This window comes from Allobosea sp. LjRoot9, from assembly GCF_964252745.1.
Taxonomy (GTDB): domain Bacteria; phylum Pseudomonadota; class Alphaproteobacteria; order Rhizobiales; family Beijerinckiaceae; genus Allobosea.
On the sequence record NZ_CAXUPC020000001.1, the window covers coordinates 1,810,665 to 1,832,925 of the forward strand.

Consider the following 22,261-nt stretch of genomic DNA (forward strand, 5'->3'; position numbering starts at 1 on the left):
CCTTCTCCGGCCAGCTTATACGCGCCAGCGATTGAGCTCACGGCGCCCCCTCATCCGCCCCTGCCGGGGCACCTTCTCCCGCCAGGGGAGAAGGATTCACCCCCCGAACTTGTTGTTCTTGGCGAAGCCCTTTGGCGGCAGGCGGCCGGATTCGCCGCGGTGGCCGAGCCATTCCATCAGCTCGCTCTGCGCCACCGTCCAGGTCCGGCCGGACGTGTCGCGCCAGGTCAAGCCATCCGCCAGCTTGAAGACCTTGGCGTCGGAGACGCCGCCATCCTTGTAACGCTGCAGGCGCACGCCCTTGCCGCGCGCCATCTCGGCTACTTCCGAAATCGGGAAGCAGTTGAGCTTGCGGTTCTCGCCGATGATCGCGACATGGTCGCCCTCGGCCGGCACGGCAAGCAGGGCGGAAACCGGCGTCTCGACATTGAGCACCTGCCGACCCTTGCGGGTATTGGCCACGACATCGTCGGTCGAGGCGACGAAGCCGCGCCCGTCCGTCGTCACCATCAGGAGCTTCAGCCCCGGCCGATACGGGAAGGCCGAGACGATCTCGGCGGTCTCCTCGAGCTCGATCATCAGGCGGATCGGATCGCCGAAGCCGCGCCCTCCGGGAAGCTTGGACGCCTCCAGCGTGAAGACCTTGCCGTTCGAGGCCAGCACCAGGAGCTTGGCCGTCGTCTCGGTGAAGAAGGCCGTCTTCAGCTCGTCATCGCCCTTGAAGGTCAGCGTCGACTGATCCTGGACATGGCCCTTCAGCGCCCGGATCCAGCCCTTCTTCGAGATCACCACCGTCACCGGCTCGCGCTCGACCATGGCCTGGGTCAGATCGACATCGGTCGTGTCGGGCATATCGGCGAAGGAAGTGCGACGCTTTCCGATCACGGTCTCGGGGCCGAAGAGCTTCTTCACCTCGCGGATGTCGTGCTGGATGAGCTTCCACTGGACCGGCTCCGACCCGAGCAGCTCCTCGATCTGGCCCTTCTCCGTGGTCAGTTCGTCGAGCTCGGTCTTGAGCTGCATCTCCTCCAGCTTGCGCAGCGAACGCAGCCGGGTGTCGAGAATTGCGTTGGCCTGGAGCTCCGACAGCTCGAAGAAACGCATCAGCTCGACCTTCGGCTCATCCTCCTCGCGGATGATCTTGATGACGCGATCGAGGTCGAGATAGACGATCAGCAGGCCGCGCAGGATCTCCAGCCGCTTGTCGATCTGGCCGAGCCGGAAGCGCGAGCGGCGCAGCAGCACCTCGCGGCGATGGTCGAGCCAGGCCCGCAAGGCCTCGTTGAGGCCGAGCACGCGCGGCACCAACCCGCCGGTCAGCACGTTCATGTTCATCGAGATGCGCGCCTCCAGCTCGGAGAGCCGGAAGAGCGATTCCATCATCAGATTGGGATCGACATTGCGGGCGCGCGGCTCGATGACGACGCGGATGTCCTCCGCCGACTCATCGCGCAGATCTGCGACCAATGGCAGCTTCTTGTCGTTGAGCAGCTCGGCGATCTTCTCGATCAGCCGGCCCTTCTGGACCATGTAGGGAATCTCGGTAACGACGACCTGCCAGGCGCCGCGCTCCAGATCCTCCTTGACCCAGCGCGCCCGGGTGCGGAAGGCGCCGCGCCCGGTGCGGTAGGTCTCGGCCATCGAGGCCCGGGTCTCGACGATGATGCCGCCGGTCGGGAAATCCGGCCCCTGCACGAAGGTCATCAACTGTTCGGAGGGCGTCTGCGGATGCTGGATCAGATAAAGCGCCGCGTCGCAGAGTTCGGCGGCATTGTGTGGCGGGATCGAGGTCGCCATGCCGACCGCGATGCCTTGCGAACCATTGGCGAGCAGGTTCGGGAAGGCGGCGGGGAGGACGATCGGCTCCTCGTCCTCGCCATTGTAAGTCTCGCGGAAATCGACCGCGTCCTCCTCGATACCGTCGAGCAGGAGGCGTGCGACCTCGGTCATGCGCGCTTCGGTGTAGCGATAGGCGGCGGCGTTATCGCCGTCGATATTGCCGAAATTGCCCTGCCCATCGACGAGCGGATAACGCTGGGCGAAATCCTGGGCGAGACGCACCAGCGCGTCATAGACCGACTGGTCGCCATGCGGGTGGAACTTACCGATGACGTCGCCGACGATGCGGGCGCATTTCTTGTGGACCTGGCCGGGGTCGAGCCTGAGCAGCCGCATGGCGTGCAGGATGCGACGATGGACCGGTTTCAGGCCGTCGCGCGCATCCGGCAGGGCGCGATGCATGATGGTGGAGAGCGCATAGGCGAGATAGCGCTCTTCCAGCGCGGTCTTCAGATCGATGCGCTCGGATTCATCCTCCGGCGGCGGCTCGACAGGCTTGCCCATGGGAATACCTTACCAACTCTCGGCGCGATCCACTCCGCAGCCCTCATCCTGAAGAGCCGCGCAAGCGGCGTTTCCAAGGATGCGGGTTGAGGGAAACGGCGCGAATCACTTCGCACGACGATGCCGGCTGCGTACAGGCTTCGCCAAGCACACAGGCCCACAAACGCGGAAAAATCAGTGGATTTTCGTCGCCAGCTCGACCAGTCGCGCCCGCTCCGCCGGCTCGGCCAGCCCGCGCGGCTCGTAGAGATGGCGGCGCAGGAAGAAACCGGTCAGCGCGAAGCCCGCCGCAATGTCGGCGGCAGCCGGCGCGCGCGCGCCCTGCCCCTCCCAGAGGAAGGCCGGAAGCGCGAGCAGGCGATCACGATAGGGCTCGGCCGCCCGGCTGCTGACCGCCTTGCCGGATTTTGGCGAGACATGGCTGAGGTCCTCCATCGCACCCGTCACGGCGCAACGTGTGAGATCGAGGCCGAAGCCGAGCTCCGACAGCATGGCGAGCTCGAAACGCACCACCAGCGCCGGCGCCAGGCGCGGTTCGTCGAGATGCTGGATCAGGACGGCGAGCCCTTCATGCAGCGCGGGGTGAGGATCGCGCTCCGGCAGCAGGCGCAGCAGCGCCGCGACCGTCGCCAGCCCATAGAGCGCGACCGGCGCCTCGATCAATCGCGCCGCATGCGATTTCAGCAGTTCGACCTTGTACTCGCCGAGATGTTCGTCGAGCCGCGCCCGCCAGGTCAGCGAGACGGCGTTGCCGGGTTGGAGCGAGGCCTGCACCTTCGACGAGCGGCCGCCGCGCACGAGGCCGAGATGGCGGCCATGCGCGAGCGTCATCACCTCCAGGATCACGGAGCTTTCGCCATGCTGGCGCTGCCCGATGATCGTGCCTTCGTCGGTCCATTCCATCGGCGCAGTTAGAGCAGGATGCGCGAGAGTTTCCAGCATTTCCGTACCCAGCCCTGGTCATGACAGGAGCCGGCGCCTTGCGCCTCGGGCGCGACGCCATCGCCGCGACGCATGCCCGGCCAATTGCCCGCCATCGGCGCCTCAGGCATTGCGGATGCTCGATCGGGCTAGAGCAGGATGCGAAAAAGTGGGCACCGGTTTTTCGCATTGATCCTGCTCTCACTCTTAGATGAGAGACGGATTCAGATTTCAGCTCGGATCACTTGGTGATCCCAGCTGAAATCATCCGGCTCTTGCCCCGCCACAAGCCTGAGGACCGGCCATGGATCTCGATCTCGCTTCACGAACCGCTCTCGTCACCGGGGCAAGCTCGGGCATCGGCGCCGGCATCGCCCGCGTGCTCGCCGGGGAAGGCGCCCATGTCGCCGCGACGGCGCGGCGTGGCGAGCTTCTGGAAAAGCTCGTGCAGGAGATCACGGCTGCCGGCGGGCGGCCTCCGGTGATCGTGCTCGGCGACATCACCGATGCCGGCGATGTCGCCCGCATCGCCAGCGAGGCGACGGCCGCGCTCGGCCGGATCGACATCCTGGTCAACAGCGCCGGGGGCTCCAGGCCGATCGCGACCGATGCCGCTGATGCCGCCTGGGACGAGGCCTTCGCCCTCAACTTCACGGCCGCACGGCGATTGAGCGAAGCCGTGCTGCCGGCGATGCGGGCGCGGCGCTGGGGTCGGATCGTCAACATCAGCGGCTCGATGGAGCCGCGCAGCCTGAACGCGGCGAGCGCGGCCAAGGCCGCGCTGCATCTCTGGGCGAAGGGGCTGTCCTGCGATGTCGCCGCCGAGGGCGTCACCATCAACACGATCCCGCCCGGCCGGATCAACAGCGAGCAGATCCTCAACAGGCTGCACCCCACGGAGGAAGCTCGCCAGGCCTTCATCGCCCGCAACATCCCGGCCGGCTATTTCGGCGAGCCCGAGGATATCGGGCATCTCGTGGCCTTCCTGGCCTCGCCGCAGGCGCGCTACATCACCGGCGCCGTCATCCCCGTCGATGGCGGCATGCACTTCTTCGCGCATTGAGCCTTCACGTATTGCGATTTGGCTGCGCGCCCAGGATGCCCGCTCTCAACGGGCATCCTGGTCAACGCTCTCAGCGCGCTCCGGCTGTATAGCGCTCCGCCGGATGGGCATTCGGAAAGTTCGGGATCATGACGCGGCGCGCCGCGTCATAGGCATTCCACTGCTCGACATCGGGGAGCGGCGGAATGGTGATCGTCTCGCGCCGATCGAAGCCGATCAGGGCGGCATCGACGAGATCATCCACATTCATCACGCCCGAGAGCTGATTGACGTCGCGGCCCGAACGCTCCCAGATCTCCGTGCGCGTCGCGGCCGGCAACACCGCCTGCACATAGATGCCGCGCTGGCCGAGTTCGGCGGTCAGCGCCTGCGACATGGCAATGACGAAGGCCTTGGTTGCGCCGTAGACGCCAAGCGGCATCTCGGGAGCGAGACCGACGACCGAAGCGATGTTGATGATGGCGCCGCCGCCACGCGCCAGCATGCCGGGAATGGCCGCCGCGGTCAGGCGGGTCACGGCCGTGACGTTGAGGCGGATCAACCCTTCGAACTTGTCAGGGTCGGCCTGCTCGAAGCTGCCTTGGCCGGCCGCCCCGGCATTGTTGACCAGAAGGCCGATGGATACGTCCTCGCGCAGCCGCGCCTCGACCGCTTGCAGCTGTCCAGCATCCGTCAGATCGGCAGGCAGAACATCGATCTTGACCCCGGTCTCGGCCCGAAGACGGGCAGCCAGAGTGCCGAGGCGGTCCTTGTCGCGCGCCACCAAGACGAGAGCGTGACCGCGACGTGCGAGGCGGTCGGCATAGACGGCGCCGATGCCGGTCGAGGCGCCGGTGATGAGGGCGGTTGGGCGATTATCGGACATGAGCGTGGCTCCTGAGAGTGGATGCGAAAGCGGACCTTGATGTGGGTCGCCTCGAACCTCATTTCAATGATGATAATCATCATTATTGAACTTTGATGATCGCGATCAGCTATGCTGCCAAGCGACAGGAGGACCGGACATGAAGATCAGCCGCGACAAGCTGGTGGAGAACAGACGCAGGATTCTCGATGCGGCCTCACGGCTGTTTCGCGAGCGCGGCTTCGAGGCGGTCACCGTCGCGGAGGTGACGAAGGCCGCAGAGCTGACGCATGGCGCCTTCTACAACCACTTCGAATCCAAGGACGATCTGATCGCGAAAGCCTTCGCGCATGTCCTGCTGCCGACGCCGGAAAACGACCGCTTCGCGGAGATGGAGTTCGCGGAGTTCGCGCGCTCCTATCTGAGCGCCGCGCATCGTGACGATCGCGGCGGCGGCTGCATGTTCGGCGCGCTGGGCACCGAGGCCGCGCGCTGCAACGACGAGACGCGCCAGGTCATGACCGAGGCGGTACGCAAGCAGATAGACCGGTTCTCGACCAGCGCTCCGGGCGAAACCGCGCAGGAGCGGCGCCGGGCCGCGATGACACGCTGGTCGGCGATGGTCGGCGCGGTGATCCTGGCGCGGGCGGTCGACGACCCCGCGCTTTCAGACGAATTGCTCTCGGCGACGCTGGAGGCTGTTGAAGCCTGAGAGGCTAGCCCACCACACGCTCGACCCGGCTGATCACCCGCTTCTCGCGCAATTCGCTGATGATGGCGCTGAGATGCTTCAGGTCCCAGACCGTCAGATCGATCGTCACATCGGTGAAGTCCGGATTCGGGCGCACCATCGAGACCGCGTCGATATTGCCGTCATGCTCGGCGATCGTCGTGGTGATCTGGGCGAGCGAGCCGGGCTCGTTGATCGAGTTCAGCTTGATGCGAGCCGGAAAGCGCTGCGGCGCCTTGTCGTCGAGATCCCAGCGCACATCGAGCCAACGCTCGGGCTCGTTGTCGAAGGCGGCGAGCGCGGTCGACTGGATCGGGTAGATCGTCACCCCCTCGCCCGGCGTCAGGATGCCGACGATGCGGTCTCCCGGCACGGCGCCGCCATCGGGCGCGAAACGCACCGGCAGATCGCCGCCGAGCCCGCGGATCGGGATGGCGGTGCTGTCGGCGTCGGGCGCCTCGCCCGGCAACTTGAATTTGAGGTTGTCGCCCTTGCGCAGCTCGAACCAGCCCTTGCCGTTGCCTGTGGTCGCGCCGGCCGATTTCGTCTCGGGCGCGCCGCGCTTTTCGAGCTCGAGATCGGGATAGACCGCCTTGACCACATCGCCGGAATACATCTCGCCGCGCCCGACGGCCGCCAGCACATCGTCGACCGCGGTGCGGGCAAGCCGCTTCAGCGAGGCTTTCAGCTTGTCGTCGGAGAACGGCCGCTCGGCGCGGGTGAAGGCCCGCTCCAGGATCTGGCGGCCAAGCCCGGCATATTGCCGGCGCACAGCCGCGCGCGTGGCGCGGCGGATGGCGGCGCGGGCCTTGCCGGTGACGACGAGCGATTCCCAGGCAGCCGGCGGCGCCTGCCCCTCGGCGCGGGTGATCTCGACCTCGTCGCCATTCTGCAGCTCGGTCAGGAGCGGGGCGATGCGGCCATTGATCTTGGCGCCGACGGCGCTGTTGCCGACATCGGTGTGGACGGCATAGGCGAAATCGATCGGCGTCGCGCCACGCGGCAGCGCGATCAGGCGGCCCTTGGGCGTGAAGCAGAAGACCTGGTCGTGGAAGAGCTCGAGCTTGGTGTGCTCCAGGAACTCCTCCGGGCTGTCGCCCTCGGCCAGCAGATCGACCGTGCGCCGGAGCCATTGATAGGCCCGGCTCTCATCGGCGAACTGGGTCAATTCGGTGGTGCGGCCGTCCTTGTAATGCGCATGCGCGGCGATGCCGAATTCGGCGATGCGGTCCATGGTGTCGGTGCGGATCTGCAGTTCGACGCGGCTATGGCCCGGCCCGACCACGGTGGTGTGGATCGAGCGGTAGTCGTTCTGCTTGGGCGTCGAGATGTAGTCCTTGTAGCGGCCGGGCACCATCGGCCAGGTCATGTGCACGATGCCGAGCACGCGGTAGCAATCCTCCGGCGAATCCACGATCACGCGAAAGCCGAAAATGTCGGAGAGCTGCTCGAAGGAGACGGATTTGCGCTCCATCTTCTTCCAGATCGAATAGGGTCGCTTGCGCCTGCCCGAGACCTGCGCCTGGATGCCACGCGCGGCGAGCTTCTCCTTCAGATCCTTCTCGATGATGCCGATGACCTTGCCCTCGCGCTCGGTCACCTCCTCCAGCCGCTTGGTGACGGTGGCGTGCGCCTCGGGCTTGATGTGGCGGAAAGCCAGCTCCTCCAGCTCCTCGCGCAGCTCCTGCATGCCCATGCGCCCGGCGAGCGGAGCGTAGATCTCGGCGGTTTCCTCGGCGATGCGCAGGCGCTTCTCGGGCGCGACGAAATGCAAGGTGCGCATGTTGTGGAGCCGGTCGGCGAGCTTGACCAGCAGCACGCGGACATCGTCGACGATGGCGAGCAGGAGCTTGCGGAAATTCTCGCCCTGCGCCGCTTTCTTGGAGACGAGGTCGAGTTTCTTGATCTTGGTCAGCCCGTCCACCAGCCGGCGGATATCGGGCCCGAACATGCTCTCGATCTCTTCGAGCGTGGCGGCGGTATCCTCGACCGTGTCGTGCAGGACGGCTGCAACGATGGTCGCATCGTCGAGCTTGAGATCGGTCAGGAGGGCTGCGACTTCCAGCGGGTGGGCGAAGAACGGGTCTCCCGAGGCGCGCTTCTGCGTGCCATGCGCCCGCATGGCGTAGACATAGGCCCGGTTGAGCAGGTCTTCGTCGGTATTGGGATTGTAGCTCCTGACCCGGTCAACGAGCTCGTATTGCCGCATCATGCCCATGCGGGCCCTCTGTCTTGCCTGCTTCTCATTCGATCAATCAATATCGGCGCGGGCGGTGAAGGCGGCAAGGCGGATTCCTGTGAGACCGGCATGAAAAAGCCCGGCAAGGCCGGGCTTTAGCAAACGCAATGAAGATTTTGCGTGACGATCAGTCCTCGTCGTCTGCGCTCTCGGTCGGCGGCACGAGTCCGTCGAGGCCGCGCAGCAGGTCGTCCTCGCTCATGCGGTCGAACTGGATCTCGGAATCGGGCGTCGAGGCGTTCGGCACCGACGTCGTCAGCAGCGGCACGGTCTCGGCCTCCGGCTCGTCGACCTCGACATGCTTCTGCAGCGAGTGGATCAGGTCTTCCTTCAGATCCTCGGGCTTCAGCTTCTCGTCGGCGATCTCGCGTAGCGCGACGACCGGGTTCTTGTCGTTGTCGCGGGGAACCAGGATCGACGATCCGGACTGGATCATCCGCGCGCGGTGGCTGGCGAGCAGCACCAGCTCGAAGCGGTTGTCGACCTTGTCGATGCAGTCTTCAACGGTTACGCGAGCCATGGCGCGGCTCCTTCTGATCTTAGCGATGCAGGGGAAGATGATGTGGCCCGGCCATACAGCCAATGCGCGCCGATTGCAAGATTTTGCGAGAGCAGGATGCGAAAAAGTGGGCACCGGTTTTTCGCAATCGATCCTGCTCTAACTCTTTGATGCGAGACGGATTCAGATTTCAGATGGGATCACTTTGTGATTCCATCTGAAATCATCCGGCTCTGGCGCCCACTCGTCCGGCTTTCGCCTCAGCCGCCGCGCATCCGCCTGACCATGTCGTCGAGGCTGGGTTCGCGCGCATCCGCGCCGAGCACATGCCCGCCCGCCATCGTCGGCAATTCATGCTTGTCGAGCTGGGCGAAGCGCAGCCGCATCGTCGTGGCGACGCCTTCGCCGAAGGCGATCGCCTCACGGTTGCCGATCGAGGACAGGAAATTGATCGTGCTCGCCGAAGCGTCCGAGATCGCCGAGCGGATGATCTGCTGGTCGCGCTCGTTCGACAGGCGCATTGCGAAGATCGTCGAGCATTGCGACAGGATCGTCGGATCGAGTTCGCCGGGCCGCTGCGTCACGACGCCGAGATAGCAGCCATATTTGCGGCCTTCCTTGGCGATGCGGGCGATGGCCTGCCGTGTCGGCGCGAAGCCGAGCGTCGGGTCGGACGGCACATAGCGATGCGCCTCCTCGCACAGGACGAGGACTTCATAGGCGCCGTGGCTCGCCACCGCCAGGTCGAAGGCCAGGCGCGACAGCACCGACGCAACGGCATTGACGACCTCCGAAGGCAGGCCGGCAAGCTGGAAGGCGGTGATCGGCCGCCCGTAATGCGGCACGCGGAAGATCTGGCTGACGATCGGCGCCATGGTCTCGATCATGTTGGCGCGGGCAAACATGAAACGGTAGCGCGGATCCTTGTGGAGAGCCTCGAGGCGCACCCTCAGCGAGCGCAGCGATGCCCGCGGCCAGCGCAATTCGTGCAGGCCGATCAGTTCGTCGATGACCGCGAAGGCGTCCTTCATCCGGTAGGGTGTCGGCGAGTCGAACGTGTTGCCCGTCGGCTCCCCCGGATCGCGCGGGCCGCCCATATCGAGCGGGCGCTTGAGCAGCGATGTACCGAGATCACGCGCGATATCCAGTGGCGAGGGCGCGCGGTAGCGCTCGCGCGCCGTGGCGATGACCTCGCGCAGGATGTCACCTTCCTCATCGAGCTGCGGGCGGCCGCGGAAGACGACGTCGCCGAGTTCTTCCAGCCTGAACATCCAGAACGGCAGATCGAGCCCCTCGCTGTCGATCGTCAGCGCCTTGTCGGGAAAGGCATGGGCGTATTCGTTGTGCGGATCGAGGATCAGTACGCGCAGGCGCGGACGGGCGGCCACCGCCTTGCGCAGCAAAAGGGCGACCGCGCTCGATTTGCCGACGCCGGTCGTGCCGAGGACGGCGAAATGGCGCGACAGCATGTCCTCGATGCAAACAGTCGCGGGGATGCTCGAATCCTGCGTCAGATGGCCGATGGGCACGCCCGAGCGCGTGCCGAGATCGTGGACCAAAGCGAGATCGCCCGCGCGGATGCGATGGGCGATGGCGCCGATCGGCGGATAGCTGCTGATGCCACTCTGGAAGCGCGGCGCCTCGCCATCGATGTCCGAGACTTCGCCCAAGAGCTCGACCTGGACATGAATGGCGTTGTCGGAGGTCTCATCCCAGACCGTCTTGACTGCCGACATCTCGTAGACAAGCCCGACGGTGCGGGTATGCCCCAGGCTGATCGATATCATCTTGCCGATCGTCCAGGAATCGGGGCCGACCGCGCTGTCGCCGGAAACCATGCTCGCGATCGTCGCGCGCGAGCCGTCGCAGGACACGACACGGCCCAACGCGCGATCGGGCGGCTGGTTGGCATCACGCCGGTCGGCCACGACATCGGTTCCGAATTGTACGGTCTTTACTGCAAGCTGCACGCTCACGGCTGCCTTTTCGCTGGTCTGATCGGACTCGGACCATAATCCTGGCCCTTTACGATTGCCTTTAACGGGCCATGGCGTGCTAGCTGCGCTTGCGGATGCGGTTACCAAATCGCCAACAAGAGCAGCGGCATCGGACTCATCAGCGAAACTGGCCGCGCCGATCACATTCCTTGCCTTGAGCCCCGGGCTCCGCGCGTCTATGCACGCGCGATCAGAGCGAGGGACGGCGATGACGACGAACCGACTGCGGCTGGGCGTGAACATCGATCACGTCGCGACGGTGCGCAATGCCCGCGGCGGCGCCCTGCCCGATCCGGTGCGCGCGGCGCATCTCGCCATTGCCGCCGGAGCCGACGGGATCACCGCGCATCTGCGCGAGGATCGCCGCCATATCCGCGATGCCGACATCGAACGGCTGATGGCCGAGCTGACCAAACCGTTGAATTTCGAGATGGCGGCGACCGACGAGATGGTCGCGCTGGCGGAACGCCTCAAGCCGCATGCGGCCTGTCTCGTACCGGAGAAGCGCGAGGAGCGGACCACCGAGGGCGGGCTCGACGTTGTCGGCCAGCGCGCCGCGCTGACCCCGCAGATCGCTCGCCTCAAGGCGGCGGGCTGCCGCGTCTCGCTCTTCATCGAGGCCGACGAGGCGCCGATCGCGATGGCCGCCGAACTCGGCGCGCCGGTCGTCGAGCTGCATACCGGCAGCTGGTGCCATGCCGTCCAGGATGGCGAGACGGCCAAAGCGGAAGCCGAGTTCCAGCGCCTCGCCAAGGGGGCGGTCCTTGCCGCGACGCTCGGGCTCGAAGTCCATGCCGGGCACGGGCTCGACTACGAGACTGCCCGCATTCTTGCTGGCGTGCCGGGCTTCGTCGAATTCAACATCGGCCATTTCCTCGTCGGCGAAGCGATCTTCATCGGCTTCGAACAGGCGATCGCGCGGATGCTGCAGGCGATGGACCAGGGCCGCGCCGGGATCTGAGCAAGACGACGTCCCGACAGAAAGCGCCCCGACATCTTTCGGGGATCGAGAAAGCGAAAACGATGACCGATCGGGACCGGCAGAGCCTCACGATCATTCCGCCGACCCATCCCTTGCGCGGTCGCGTCGCCCCGCCTGGCTCGAAGTCGATCACGAATCGGGCCTTGCTGCTGGCTTCCCTCGCGAAGGGAACCAGCCATCTCACAGGCGCGCTCAAGAGCGACGATACGCGCTACATGGCCGAGGCCTTGCGCGCCATGGGGGTCACGATCGCGGAGCCCGACGAGACGAGCTTCACCGTGACCGGAGACGGCCGGTTGCGGGAGCCTGCCGCGCCGCTTTTCCTCGGCAATGCCGGCACGGCGACGCGTTTTCTGGCAGCGGCCGCGGCCCTGGTCGACGGGCAGGTCGTGATCGACGGCGACGAGCATATGCGTAAGCGGCCGATCAGCCCGCTCCTGACCGCACTGCGCTCGCTGGGCATCGACGCGACCTCCAAGACCGGCTGTCCGCCTGTCACGATTCGCGGCACGGGCGGGTTCAAAGCTGGTCGCGTCGAGATCGATGGCGGCCTTTCCAGCCAATATGTGTCCGCGCTCCTGATGATGGCCGCCTGCGGCTCGGGCCCTGTCGATGTCGTGCTGGCCGGCGACGACATCGGCGCACGCGGCTATATCGAGCTGACGCTTGCGGCGATGGAGGCTTTCGGCGCGCATACCGACCGCCCCAGCGCCTCCAGCTGGCGGGTCGCGCCGACCGGCTATCGCGCGGCGGATTTCGCGATTGAACCCGATGCCTCGGCGGCAACCTATCTCTGGGCAGCTGAAGCGCTGACCGGCGGTGCGATAGACCTCGGAATGACAGCCGCAGCCTTCACGCAGCCGGATGCCCGGGCTTACGACGTCATTGCCAGCTTCCCTCGCCTTCCCGCGATCATCGACGGATCGCAGATGCAAGATGCGGTGCCGACACTGGCGGTGCTCGCCGCTTTCAACGAGACGCCAGTGCGCTTCACCGGCATCGGCAATCTTCGCGTCAAGGAATGCGATCGGGTGGCTGCGCTCGCCGCCGGCCTGTCCCGTATTTTGCCCGGCCTCGGCCGTGAAGATGGCGACGACCTGCTCGTGGCGTCCGATCCGACACTGGCCGGGCGGAGCTTGCCGGCATCGATCGACACTTATGCCGATCACCGCATCGCGATGAGCTTTGCCCTGGCCGGATTGAAGCTGCACGGCATCACGATTCTGGATGCGGGCTGCGTCGCCAAGACCTATCCCGATTATTGGCAGGCTCTCGGTTCGCTCGGCGTTGCCTTTGACGGCCAGCCCACAGATCTGCGCTTGCGCTGAATCTGCACTTGCCCTGAAAACCGCTTTCCACTTTCCGGCGTCTTGCTCTAAATCCGGGACATGATCCTCGGTATCGGCTCCGACCTCTGCGACATCACCCGCATCGAGCAATCGCTCGCCCGGTTCGGCGAGCGCTTCACCCATCGCGTCTTCACCGAGGGCGAGCGCCTGAAATCGGATCGGCGGGCGACGCGGGCCGCTTCCTATGCGCGCCGCTTCGCCGCGAAGGAAGCCTGCTCCAAGGCTCTGGGAACCGGGATGCGGGCCGGCGTGTTCTGGCGCGACATGGAGGTCATCAATCTCCCGGGTGGACGGCCGACATTGCGCCTGACCGGCGGCGCGGCCGAGCGGCTCCTGGCGATGACGCCGCCGGGCCATGAGGCGGTCATCCATGTCTCATTGACCGACGACCCGCCAATGGCCCAGGCCTTCGTGGTGATCGAGGCTCGTGCCAAAGCCGCGAATTCCGCCTGAAAGGAAGCTGATGCAGCGGGGATCGCAAGGAGATGCGCCGGATGCTGTGGAAGCGGATGCCCGGCGCAATTTCCACGATCAGGCTGGATATTGCCGCGAGCTCGGCTCACCCTTCACAGCCGAGCTCTGCGATCTGCTGGGCAGCCGCCTCGACCGTTCCAGCCGTTTTGGCCAGCGCGTGCTGAACTGGCCGGGCAATGCCCGAGCCGATGCGCTGGCGCTGCGGGCAGCCGGTGCCTTCAACGCGCTGGCGCGGAGCGGGCAGGCTTCAGCATTGCAGGAGGTCTATCCGCCCAAGCAGGGCGATCGCGAAGCGCTCTGGCACGCCTTGGCGCGGACGATCGTCAGCCATGACGCCTTCCTGCACGATTATCTCGACAGCGCTCCGCAGACCAACGAAGTCCGGCGCAGCTCCGCCCTGCTCGGCGGCGGACTGATCATCGCGCGCGAATTCCGCCTGCCGCTGAGCCTGCTCGAGATCGGCGCGAGCGCCGGGCTCAATCTCGGCTTCGAGCACTATCGCTACGAGCTGGGAACAGCCGCTTACGGCCAAGCCGGCTCCGATGTCGTGATCCGCAGCGAATGGCGCGGCAGCACGCCCGAGCTTACGACGTCGCTCGCGGTCGTGGCGCGGCGCGCCTGCGATCTCAACCCGCTCGACGCGGCCTCGGACCGCGACCGGCAGCGGGTGCTGTCCTATATCTGGCCAGACCAGAGCGCGCGGGTGGAGACGACCGAAGCGGCCTTCGATTTCGCTGCTAGGATGCCGTGGCGGGTCGAGCAGGCGGATGCAGCAGCCTGGGTCGGGGCGCGTCTCGCGGAGCCGACCGAAGCGGGCCTGACACGCGTGCTGATGCACAGCATCATGTGGCAATACATGCCGGAGACGACACAAGAGCGCATCACGGTTGCAATGCAGAAGGCTGGCGAAGCCGCCAGCCTGGAACGCCCCCTCGCCTGGCTCCGTATGGAGGCCGATGGCGGGAAGGAGGGCGCCGCCGTGACGCTGACCACCTGGCCGAACGGCACGGAGCGCGAGATCGCCCGGGCCGACTTCCATGGCCGCTGGGTGGCGTGGTTCTGAAGCAGAGCATTGCGCGAAAAAGTGGGTACCGGTTTTTCGCAAGAGCAATGCTCTCAACTTTTAGGATCGGTCACGTTTTTCGTATTCGGACGATGCCGTCCGAATACGACGTGACCGAGTGCATCGGCCCGAAAAGTGGGAACCGGTTTTCGGAACAAGCCGATGCAGAAACAAAGCCCTGCAGCATCGGACCGACTTGATACTCGGTCCGATGCTGCAGGGGTGTCAGGACCAGCCGCTAGTCACTTCTCGTCGTTCAGCCAGCGATAGAGGATGCCACCGAAGGCGCCGCCGAGGATCGGCGCGACCCAGAACAGCCAGAGCTGGGACAAGGCCCATCCGCCGACGAACAAGGCAGGCCCCGTGCTGCGCGCCGGGTTCACCGAGGTGTTGGTCACCGGGATGCTGACCAGATGGATCAGCGTCAGCGCCAGACCGATCGCCAGCGGCGCGAAGCCGGCGGGAGCCTGCTTGCTGGTCGCGCCGAAGATCACGAAGAGGAAAACCGCCGTCAGGACGAATTCCGCCACCAGAGCCGCGACCAGGCTGTATTTGCCGGGCGAATGGTCGGCATAGCCGTTGGAGGCGAAGCCCTTCGAGACATCGAAGCCCGGCGCGCCGCTGGCGATCACGTAGAGCAGCGCCGCCGCCGCGATGCCGCCGACCACCTGAGCGATGATATAGGGCGGGATCTGGCTTGCCGGGAAGCGCCCGCCGGCCGCGAGCCCGACCGTGACGGCTGGGTTGAAATGGCCGCCGGAGATATGGCCGACGGCATAGGCCATGGTGACGACCGTGAGGCCGAAGGCCAGCGAGACACCGAGCAGCCCGATCCCGACCTGTGGAAATCCGGCGGCGATGACGGCGCTGCCGCAGCCGGCGAATGTCAGCCAGAAAGTGCCAATCGCTTCAGCGACATACTTCTTCGTGTTCATGGCATTTCCCCCAAGAATCAATGCCCAGCATGCTGCATCCTAGGGTTGGTGCGGTCAATCGACGCAGTTACGCCCCAGCCCTGCGTCAAAAGCGGAGTTTGAACTTCCCGAGCCGTGCTGCGTTGCAGCAGGAACGGGCCAGCAAGTTGCCGCTTCCCAGGGGTGTGAATGGACCAAGCCGCGAGAATGAACCAAGCCGCGACTTGGGACCAAGCTGCGACGTGGCTCAGCATGCCGCTTTCGTTTCTGCCGCCCTGGCTGATCAGCCTTGGAGCCTTCACCCTGGCGGTCGCACTCGCGCTGCTGGCGCATAGGACGGCCTTCGCCATCCTGACGCGGCTCGTCAGCGGGATGGACCTGTTCTGGCGCTCCCTTGTCTCGCGCACGCATGGGCCGACCCGTTTCGCCGTGATCACGGTCGCGCTCGGCTTTGCCGCGAGCGTCTCCCCGCTGAGCGAGGGTCAGGCGGTGCTTATCCGCCAGATCCTGCTGGTCTGCTTCGTGGCGCTGGTCGGCTGGATCGCCAAGACCGCGCTCCATGTCTGGACGACGGTCTATCTGCGCCGCTTCAAGCTCGATGCCGACGACAATCTCCTGGCGCGCAAGCATGTGACGCAGACCCGTATCCTCCAGCGCGTCGGCGACATCATGATCGTGATCGTGGCGCTCTCGGCCGCGCTGATGACCTTCGACGGCGTCAGGCAATACGGGGTCAGCCTGCTCGCCTCGGCGGGCGCGGCCGGCATCGTCGTCGGCCTGGCGCTCCAACCCGTTTTGAAGAACATCTTCGCCGGCATCCAGCTCGCCGTGACGCAACCGATCCGCATCGACGATGCGCTGCTGGTCGAGGGCGAATGGGGCAATGTCGAGGAGATCACCTCGACTTATGTCGTCATGCGGCTCTGGGACTGGCGCCGGATGATCCTGCCGCTGAGCTATTTCATCGAGAAGCCGTTCCAGAACTGGACGCGCGACAATGCCGCGCTGATCGGCACCGTGATGCTCTATCTCGACTACGAGACGCCGATCGACGTGCTGCGCGCCAAGGTCGAGGAGATCGCCAACGGCTCGAAGCTGTGGGACCGGCGCGTGGTCAATGTACAGGTGACTGACTTCCGGCAATCGACGATGGAGGTCCGCATCCTGGTCAGCGCCGGCACCTCGCCACGCGCCTTCGATCTGCGCTGCGAAGTGCGTGAGAAGCTGATCGCCTTCCTGCAGCGCGAGCATCCCCGCTCGCTGCCACGCCTGCGCGCCGAGGCCAGGTCGATCGAGCCACCTGGTCCCGCCAATGCAGCAATCGCGAGGCACGCCGCCGAATAGCCGTTATTGGCTATCAATCCGCTCTGGCGGACATGCCGGACCTTGGCGGCTCGCCGTTGTCCGCAGCGCAACATTCCGCTAGACCGCGCATTGCAAGCCGAACCAGGAGCCCCGCGTGGCCAACGACGCCGACATCAAGAGCAAAGCGGCCCGAGACAAGGGCGCCAAGGAGGAAGGCGGCGTTCTCGAGACGATCAAGGTCGTCGTCCAGGCGCTGCTGATCGCGCTCGTCATCCGCACGCTGCTGTTCCAGCCCTTCAACATTCCATCCGGCTCGTTGATCCCGACCCTGCTGATCGGCGATTATCTGTTCGTCTCGAAATATACCTACGGCTACTCCAAGCATTCGGTTCCGTTCAGCCCGCCGCTGTTCGACGGACGCGTCTGGGCGGCCGAGCCCAAGCGCGGCGACATCGCCGTGTTCAAGCTGCCGACCGACAATTCCACCGATTACATCAAGCGCGTCATCGGTCTGCCGGGCGACCGCATCCAGATGATCAACGGCATCCTGCACATCAACAATGTGCCGGTGAAGCGCGAGCGCATCGCCGATTACGTCTCCACCGATAATTGGGGCCGCAGCACGCCGGTCATCCAGTATCGCGAAACCTTGCCCAACGGGGTCAGCCACGAGATCATCGAGCGCGAGGGCGACACAGGCACCTTCGACAACACCCCCGTCTTCCTGGTGCCGCCGGGGCATTTCTTCATGATGGGCGACAACCGCGACAATTCGCTCGACTCGCGCGACCGCAGCGTCGGTTTCGTGCCCTTCGAGAATTTTGTCGGCCGCGCCGAGATCATCTTCTTCTCGATCGAGGACGGCGCCTCGGCCTGGCGCGTCTGGGAATGGCCCTGGACGGTTCGCTGGAACCGCCTGTTCAGCGCGATCAAGTGAGCAAGCCGGGAGAAGGCGGGCGCAAGACGCCAGACCTGGCGAAGCTGGAGACGGCGCTCGGCCATGTCTTCGCCGATCGGGCTCTGCTGACCACGGCGCTGACCCATATGAGCGCCGACGGGCCACGCCTGGGCAGCTATCAGCGCCTGGAGTTCCTCGGCGACCGCGTCCTGGGCCTGAGCGTAGCCGACATGCTGTTCCGGCGTTATCCTCTCGCCGAGGAAGGCGACATGTCGCGCCGGCTGGCCGATCTCGTGCGCAAGGAGACCTGCGCCGAGGTGGCGCTGGCCTGGGATCTGGGCCAGTTCATGCGGCTCGGCGAGGGCGAGATCCTCGGCGGGGCGCGCAAGAACAAGGCCATCCTGGCCGATGCCTGCGAGGCGATCATCGGGGCGGTGTTCATCGATGGCGGCTACGAGGCGGCGCGCGGCCTCGTCGAGCGCGCCTTCGGCGAGCGCCTGCTGAAGCCGGTCCGCCCCTTGCGCGACGCCAAGACGGCGCTGCAGGAATGGGCGCAGGGCCAAGGCTACCCGACGCCGACCTATAGCGAACGCGGCCGCACGGGACCGGACCACGCCCCCGTCTTCCGCGTCGCCGTACGCATCACCGGCCTGGACGACGCCGAAGCGCAGGGCCCGTCCAAGCGGCTGGCCGAGCAGGCGGCGGCAGAGGCCTTCCTGAGGCGCGAAGGCCTCTGGAGCGAAACCATGGAGAGCGACAATGGCTGAGGCGGGACCATCCCCCCAGGAGAAATCTCTCCAAGAGACTCGGCCCACGCGCTGCGGGTTTGTGGCGCTGATCGGCGCGCCCAATGCCGGCAAGTCGACGCTGCTCAACCAACTCGTCGGCGCAAAGGTCTCGATCGTCTCGCGCAAGGTGCAGACGACGCGCACGCAGGTGCGCGGCATCGCATTGTCGGGCGTGGCGCAGGTGATCTTCGTCGACACGCCCGGCATCTTCGCGCCCAAGCGCCGGCTCGACCGCGCCATGGTGACGAGCGCCTGGGGCGGCGCGACCGATGCCGACCTGATCGGCGTGCTGATCGATGTCGAGCGCTTCGACAATGAGGAGAACGCCCGCCTGCTGGAGAAGCTCGCCGAGCTGAAGCAGCCGAAGTTCCTGATCCTCAACAAAATCGACCTGGTGGCGAAGGAAAAGCTGCTCCAGATCACCACCCAGGTGAACGAACAAGGCCGGTTCGAGGCCACCTTCATGATCGCGGCGCTGACCGGCTACGGCGTCAAGGACGTCCTGGCTTGGCTGGAGACGCGGCTGCCGCTCGGCCCCTGGCTCTATCCGGAAGACCAGATCTCGGATGCGCCTTTGCGCTTTCTCGCCGCCGAGATCACGCGCGAGAAGATCTTCGAGCGGCTGCATGACGAACTGCCCTATCGCTCCACGGTCGAGACCGAGAGCTGGCAGCAGAGGCCCGACGGTTCTGTGCGCATCGAGCAGACGATTTATGTCGAGCGCGAGGGCCAGCGGAAGATCGTGCTCGGCGAAGGCGGCCAGACCATCAAGGCGATCGGCCAGAAGGCGCGCGTCGAGATTTCCGAAGCTGCCGAGGCCAAGGTGCATCTCTTCCTGTTCGTGAAAGTGCGCGAGAACTGGAGCGACGATCCGGAGCGTTATCGCGAGATGGGGCTGGAGTTTCCGAAGGGCTGAGGCTCTCCTAGAGCCGTTTCCGATCCAATTGGATCGTTCACCGCCCGCGATAGGCCGCCGCCAGCTCCCTGACGAAGGAATGCCCCCTCGGCGTGGCGACATTGCTGCGCAGGATCACCTCGGAACCGCCGAGTTCGGGCAACCCCCACTCCAGCCCGACATCGACCGCGCCTTGCGGTGCGATCCGCGCGGCCAGGGGCGATACGCCGAGCCCGCCCATGACGGCGGCGAACACCGCCGCCATCCCGCCACCGATGAAGGCCTCGCGCCAGGCGATACCGGCGCGATCGAGCACCTCAGTCGCGTGCCGCCGCAAGCCGCATTCCGCCATCAGCGAGACGACCGGCACGGGCTCGCCCGGCTGGCGCATCAGCGTGGGCGACGCAAACCAGCCGAAGGCGTCCCGCCGCAGCACCTCCCCCGTCCGGCCCGGACCGAAGCGGCGCAGCACCACGACATCGAGTTCGCCGCGCTCAAAGGCCTCCTCCAGCACGGCTGAGGCCGCGATGCGCAGGCTGATCAGCCAACGCGGATCATGGCCGGCAAGCCGGGCGAGCAGAACCGGCACATCGGGGCCGACCGCCTGCTCGCTGATACCGATCGCGACGCGCTCGCGCGCATCCGAGAAAGCCTCGCGCGCCCGCTCATGCGCCGCCATCAGATCGCGCGCGGCGGGCAGGAAGCGCTCGCCCTCGACCGTCAGCCGCACCAGACGCGGATGCCGCTGCAGCAAGAGGCGGCCGAGCACCTCCTCCAGGCGCTTCACCCGGACGCTGACGAGGGATTGCGTGGTGCCTAACGCCTGCGCCGCGCGGGTGAAGCTGCGGAATTCTGCGGCGCCGAGGAAGGCGGCGACAGCGTCGATATCGAGGGTAGGACTCATATCATCATAAATCCATATCTTTGATATCCATATAGATACGGTTTTCAGATTAAATCGACAAGCCTAGCTTCCTGTCACGGCGCAACCGCGCGCCCTGCACAGGAAACCAGAACCATGCCCCTGATCCGTATTTCCATGAGACGCGGCCGCCCGGCCTCCGAGCCTGCAGCCATCGTCCACGGCGTCTACAGCGCCTTGCGCGAGACCTTCGAGGTGCCCGAGGACGACCTCTTCGCCGTGATCCACCAGCATGAGGCCGACGAGTTCATCTATGACGCGAATTATTTCGGCTTCAACCGCTCGGATGCGCTGGTGATCATCCAGCTCACGATCTCGAGTTCGCGCGGCGTGACGCAGAAGAAGGCGCTGTTTGCCAAGATCGTCGAGAATCTGCGCCGCGAGCCGGGACTGCGCCCCGACGACATCTTCATCAACCTGGTCGAAACGGCGCGCGAGAATTGGTCGTTCGGTGCCGGCATCGCGCAATATGTGTGAAGACAGCTCCGCGCGCCTTGCAACCGCGGCCGATCCGACGCAAAGACGCGCGGGGTTTTTTCAGCGAGGCGCGAGCGATGACCGACGACGACGTTCTGGCCGAATTCCGTGATGCCGGCGCGCTGCTCGACGGGCATTTCATCCTGTCCTCGGGCCGGCGCAGCGCGGTCTACCTGCAGAAGATGTTCATCTTCCAGGATCCGGTGCGGACGGAGCGGCTGTGCAAGGCGCTCGCCGCCAAGATCGAAGCCGCCTTCGGCACGGTCGACTACGTCGTCTCGCCGGCGGTGGGCGGCATCGTGCCGGGTTACGAGACGGCGCGCCATCTGAAGGCCAAGGCGATCTTCGTCGAGCGCGAGGACGGCCAGTTCAAGCTAAGGCGCAGCTTCTCCATCCCCAAGGGCGCGCGCGTCGTCATGGTCGAGGACATCGTCACGACCGGGCTCTCCTCGCGCGAATGCCTGGCCTCGATCGCGGGCGAACCCGGCACGATCCTGGGCGCGGCCTGTCTCGTCGATCGCTCGGCCGGCCGCGCCGATCTCGGCGTCCAACTGGTCAGCCTGATGAAGCTCGATGTTCCCGACTACGCGCCCGACGCACTGCCGCCGGAGCTTGCCGCCATTCCCGCGGTGAAGCCGGGAAGCCGCGGCCTGAGCGCCTGATAGTGCGCCTCGCCGGACTGCGGCGAGACGCCACATGACAGATTATAAATTGCCGGCAAATTAGCCCTTATTCGACATTGTTAGACCGCGATTTATTTCGATTCTGAGCATTCAAAGACATTTCAGGCAGGAGTGATTGCCATGGCAGCCGACCCGCGTATCGCGCTTTTCATCGACGGCGCCAATCTCTACGCAACCTCGAAGCAGCTCGGCTTCGACATGGATTATCGCCGCCTGCTCAAGGAGTTCCAGGGGCGCGGCAACCTGATCCGCGCCTTCTATTTCACCACGCTCGTGGAGAGCGAGGAGTATTCCTCGATCCGCCCGCTGGTCGACTGGCTCGACTACAACGGCTACCGCGTCATCACCAAGGCGGCCAAGGAATTCACCGACGCCGCCGGACGCCGCCGGGTCAAGGGCAATATGGATATCGAGCTGGCGATCGAGATGCTCGAGCTCGCGCCGCATCTCGACCAGATCTACCTGTTCTCGGGCGATGGCGATTTCCGGCCCTTGGTCGAGGCGGTGCAGCGCAAGGGCGTGAAGGTCTCGGTGGTCTCCACCATCGCGACCAACCCGCCGATGGTCTCCGACGAATTGCGCCGGCAATGCGACGATTTCCTCGATCTCGCTCAGTTGATGCAGAAGATCGGGCGCGACCCGTCGGAGCGTTCCGTCCGCGCGCAAGGCGCGCCTGGATCCCCAGGGAACCCCGGCCTGGAGCGGCGCTACGGCATCCGCCAGGGCGACGAGGCCGTCGAGGGGTGATATCTCGCCCCCGTCATTCCCGGGCGAAGCCCCCGGGTCCGATCTTCGATCGGCCCAAGGATAAACTCCGCGCAGACCCGGGAATCTCGTGACGAGCAGGCACTGGTTTTCGAGATTCTCGGGTCAAG

The 22,261-nt window shown here is 65.6% G+C and carries 22 protein-coding genes; 13 read left to right on the top strand and 9 right to left on the bottom strand.

Going from position 1 to position 22,261, the window contains the following annotated elements:
• Window positions 1–96 precede the first annotated feature (96 nt).
• The 3 genes from parC to ACSQ3P_RS08475 form a co-directional block, all read right to left on the bottom strand.
• Window positions 97–2,343, bottom strand: a complete 2,247-nt coding sequence (gene parC / locus ACSQ3P_RS08465) for a DNA topoisomerase IV subunit A (protein ID WP_436165112.1) — start codon at window positions 2,341–2,343, stop codon at window positions 97–99.
• A gap of 174 nt (window positions 2,344–2,517) precedes the next feature.
• On the bottom strand, window positions 2,518–3,246 hold the full coding sequence (recO, locus tag ACSQ3P_RS08470; protein ID WP_436165113.1) for a DNA repair protein RecO: 729 nt from the start codon (window positions 3,244–3,246) through the stop codon (window positions 2,518–2,520).
• A gap of 8 nt (window positions 3,247–3,254) precedes the next feature.
• A complete protein-coding gene (locus ACSQ3P_RS08475) occupies window positions 3,255–3,395 on the bottom strand; it encodes a hypothetical protein (protein ID WP_436165114.1) in 141 nt (46 codons plus the stop codon).
• Between the two features lie 173 nt (window positions 3,396–3,568).
• Here ACSQ3P_RS08475 and ACSQ3P_RS08480 point away from each other — a divergent pair, with 173 nt between their 5' ends.
• On the top strand, window positions 3,569–4,327 hold the full coding sequence (locus tag ACSQ3P_RS08480) for an SDR family NAD(P)-dependent oxidoreductase (RefSeq protein ID WP_436165115.1): 759 nt from the start codon (window positions 3,569–3,571) through the stop codon (window positions 4,325–4,327).
• A gap of 70 nt (window positions 4,328–4,397) precedes the next feature.
• Here ACSQ3P_RS08480 and ACSQ3P_RS08485 read toward each other — a convergent pair whose 3' ends face one another.
• The gene (locus ACSQ3P_RS08485) at window positions 4,398–5,192 is read right to left on the bottom strand and encodes an SDR family NAD(P)-dependent oxidoreductase (RefSeq protein WP_436165116.1); all 795 of its coding nucleotides are present in this window, start codon (window positions 5,190–5,192) and stop codon (window positions 4,398–4,400) included.
• Window positions 5,193–5,331: 139 nt separating this feature from the next.
• On the opposite strand from ACSQ3P_RS08485, the gene ACSQ3P_RS08490 reads away from it, so the two are divergent.
• Window positions 5,332–5,883 carry a TetR/AcrR family transcriptional regulator gene (locus tag ACSQ3P_RS08490; RefSeq protein WP_436165117.1) on the top strand — a complete coding sequence of 184 codons (552 nt, stop codon included), beginning with the start codon at window positions 5,332–5,334 and terminating at the stop codon, window positions 5,881–5,883.
• Between the two features lie 4 nt (window positions 5,884–5,887).
• On the opposite strand, the gene ACSQ3P_RS08495 is transcribed toward ACSQ3P_RS08490, so the two are convergent.
• The 3 genes from ACSQ3P_RS08495 to ACSQ3P_RS08505 form a co-directional block, all read right to left on the bottom strand.
• Window positions 5,888–8,113 (bottom strand): RelA/SpoT family protein, encoded by a 2,226-nt coding sequence (locus tag ACSQ3P_RS08495; protein WP_436165186.1) that lies wholly within the window; start codon window positions 8,111–8,113, stop codon window positions 5,888–5,890.
• Window positions 8,114–8,267: 154 nt separating this feature from the next.
• Window positions 8,268–8,660, bottom strand: a complete 393-nt coding sequence (gene rpoZ / locus ACSQ3P_RS08500) for a DNA-directed RNA polymerase subunit omega (protein WP_310151361.1) — start codon at window positions 8,658–8,660, stop codon at window positions 8,268–8,270.
• A gap of 239 nt (window positions 8,661–8,899) precedes the next feature.
• Window positions 8,900–10,615 carry an ATP-binding protein gene (locus tag ACSQ3P_RS08505; RefSeq protein ID WP_436165118.1) on the bottom strand — a complete coding sequence of 572 codons (1,716 nt, stop codon included), beginning with the start codon at window positions 10,613–10,615 and terminating at the stop codon, window positions 8,900–8,902.
• 229 nt (window positions 10,616–10,844) lie between these two features.
• Between ACSQ3P_RS08505 and ACSQ3P_RS08510 the strand changes: the two genes are divergently transcribed.
• The 4 genes from ACSQ3P_RS08510 to ACSQ3P_RS08525 all read left to right on the top strand — a co-directional run bounded on the left by ACSQ3P_RS08510 (window position 10,845) and on the right by ACSQ3P_RS08525 (window position 14,504).
• Window positions 10,845–11,597, top strand: a complete 753-nt coding sequence (locus ACSQ3P_RS08510) for a pyridoxine 5'-phosphate synthase (protein WP_436165119.1) — start codon at window positions 10,845–10,847, stop codon at window positions 11,595–11,597.
• Window positions 11,598–11,659: 62 nt separating this feature from the next.
• Window positions 11,660–12,946, top strand: coding sequence for a 3-phosphoshikimate 1-carboxyvinyltransferase (locus tag ACSQ3P_RS08515; RefSeq protein WP_436165120.1), 1,287 nt, complete (start codon window positions 11,660–11,662; stop codon window positions 12,944–12,946).
• Window positions 12,947–13,006: 60 nt separating this feature from the next.
• Complete coding sequence (gene acpS, locus ACSQ3P_RS08520) at window positions 13,007–13,420, top strand: holo-ACP synthase (RefSeq protein ID WP_069691086.1); 414 nt, start codon at window positions 13,007–13,009, stop codon at window positions 13,418–13,420.
• Window positions 13,421–13,430: 10 nt separating this feature from the next.
• A complete protein-coding gene (locus ACSQ3P_RS08525; protein ID WP_436165121.1) occupies window positions 13,431–14,504 on the top strand; it encodes a DUF2332 domain-containing protein in 1,074 nt (357 codons plus the stop codon).
• 242 nt (window positions 14,505–14,746) lie between these two features.
• On the opposite strand, the gene aqpZ is transcribed toward ACSQ3P_RS08525, so the two are convergent.
• Entirely contained in the window at window positions 14,747–15,439 is a 693-nt protein-coding gene (gene aqpZ, locus ACSQ3P_RS08530) for an aquaporin Z (RefSeq protein ID WP_436165122.1), read from the bottom strand.
• Window positions 15,440–15,670: 231 nt separating this feature from the next.
• On the opposite strand from aqpZ, the gene ACSQ3P_RS08535 reads away from it, so the two are divergent.
• The 4 genes from ACSQ3P_RS08535 to era all read left to right on the top strand — a co-directional run bounded on the left by ACSQ3P_RS08535 (window position 15,671) and on the right by era (window position 19,325).
• Window positions 15,671–16,762, top strand: coding sequence for a mechanosensitive ion channel family protein (locus ACSQ3P_RS08535; RefSeq protein WP_436165123.1), 1,092 nt, complete (start codon window positions 15,671–15,673; stop codon window positions 16,760–16,762).
• Between the two features lie 133 nt (window positions 16,763–16,895).
• Window positions 16,896–17,660, top strand: a complete 765-nt coding sequence (gene lepB / locus ACSQ3P_RS08540) for a signal peptidase I (protein WP_436165187.1) — start codon at window positions 16,896–16,898, stop codon at window positions 17,658–17,660.
• Entirely contained in the window at window positions 17,657–18,388 is a 732-nt protein-coding gene (rnc, locus tag ACSQ3P_RS08545) for a ribonuclease III (protein WP_436165124.1), read from the top strand. Before lepB ends, rnc begins: the two co-directional genes overlap by 4 nt.
• The gene (gene era / locus ACSQ3P_RS08550; RefSeq protein WP_436165125.1) at window positions 18,381–19,325 is read left to right on the top strand and encodes a GTPase Era; all 945 of its coding nucleotides are present in this window, start codon (window positions 18,381–18,383) and stop codon (window positions 19,323–19,325) included. Before rnc ends, era begins: the two co-directional genes overlap by 8 nt.
• Window positions 19,326–19,362: 37 nt before the next feature.
• On the opposite strand, the gene ACSQ3P_RS08555 is transcribed toward era, so the two are convergent.
• Window positions 19,363–20,208 carry a LysR family transcriptional regulator gene (locus tag ACSQ3P_RS08555; protein ID WP_436165126.1) on the bottom strand — a complete coding sequence of 282 codons (846 nt, stop codon included), beginning with the start codon at window positions 20,206–20,208 and terminating at the stop codon, window positions 19,363–19,365.
• A 114-nt stretch (window positions 20,209–20,322) separates the two neighbouring features.
• Here ACSQ3P_RS08555 and ACSQ3P_RS08560 point away from each other — a divergent pair, with 114 nt between their 5' ends.
• The 3 genes from ACSQ3P_RS08560 to ACSQ3P_RS08570 all read left to right on the top strand — a co-directional run bounded on the left by ACSQ3P_RS08560 (window position 20,323) and on the right by ACSQ3P_RS08570 (window position 22,133).
• On the top strand, window positions 20,323–20,703 hold the full coding sequence (locus ACSQ3P_RS08560; RefSeq protein WP_436165127.1) for a tautomerase family protein: 381 nt from the start codon (window positions 20,323–20,325) through the stop codon (window positions 20,701–20,703).
• A gap of 77 nt (window positions 20,704–20,780) precedes the next feature.
• Window positions 20,781–21,365 (top strand): orotate phosphoribosyltransferase, encoded by a 585-nt coding sequence (gene pyrE / locus ACSQ3P_RS08565; RefSeq protein WP_069691078.1) that lies wholly within the window; start codon window positions 20,781–20,783, stop codon window positions 21,363–21,365.
• 141 nt (window positions 21,366–21,506) lie between these two features.
• Window positions 21,507–22,133 (top strand): NYN domain-containing protein, encoded by a 627-nt coding sequence (locus ACSQ3P_RS08570; RefSeq protein ID WP_436165128.1) that lies wholly within the window; start codon window positions 21,507–21,509, stop codon window positions 22,131–22,133.
• The last annotated feature ends 128 nt before the right edge of the window (window positions 22,134–22,261 follow it).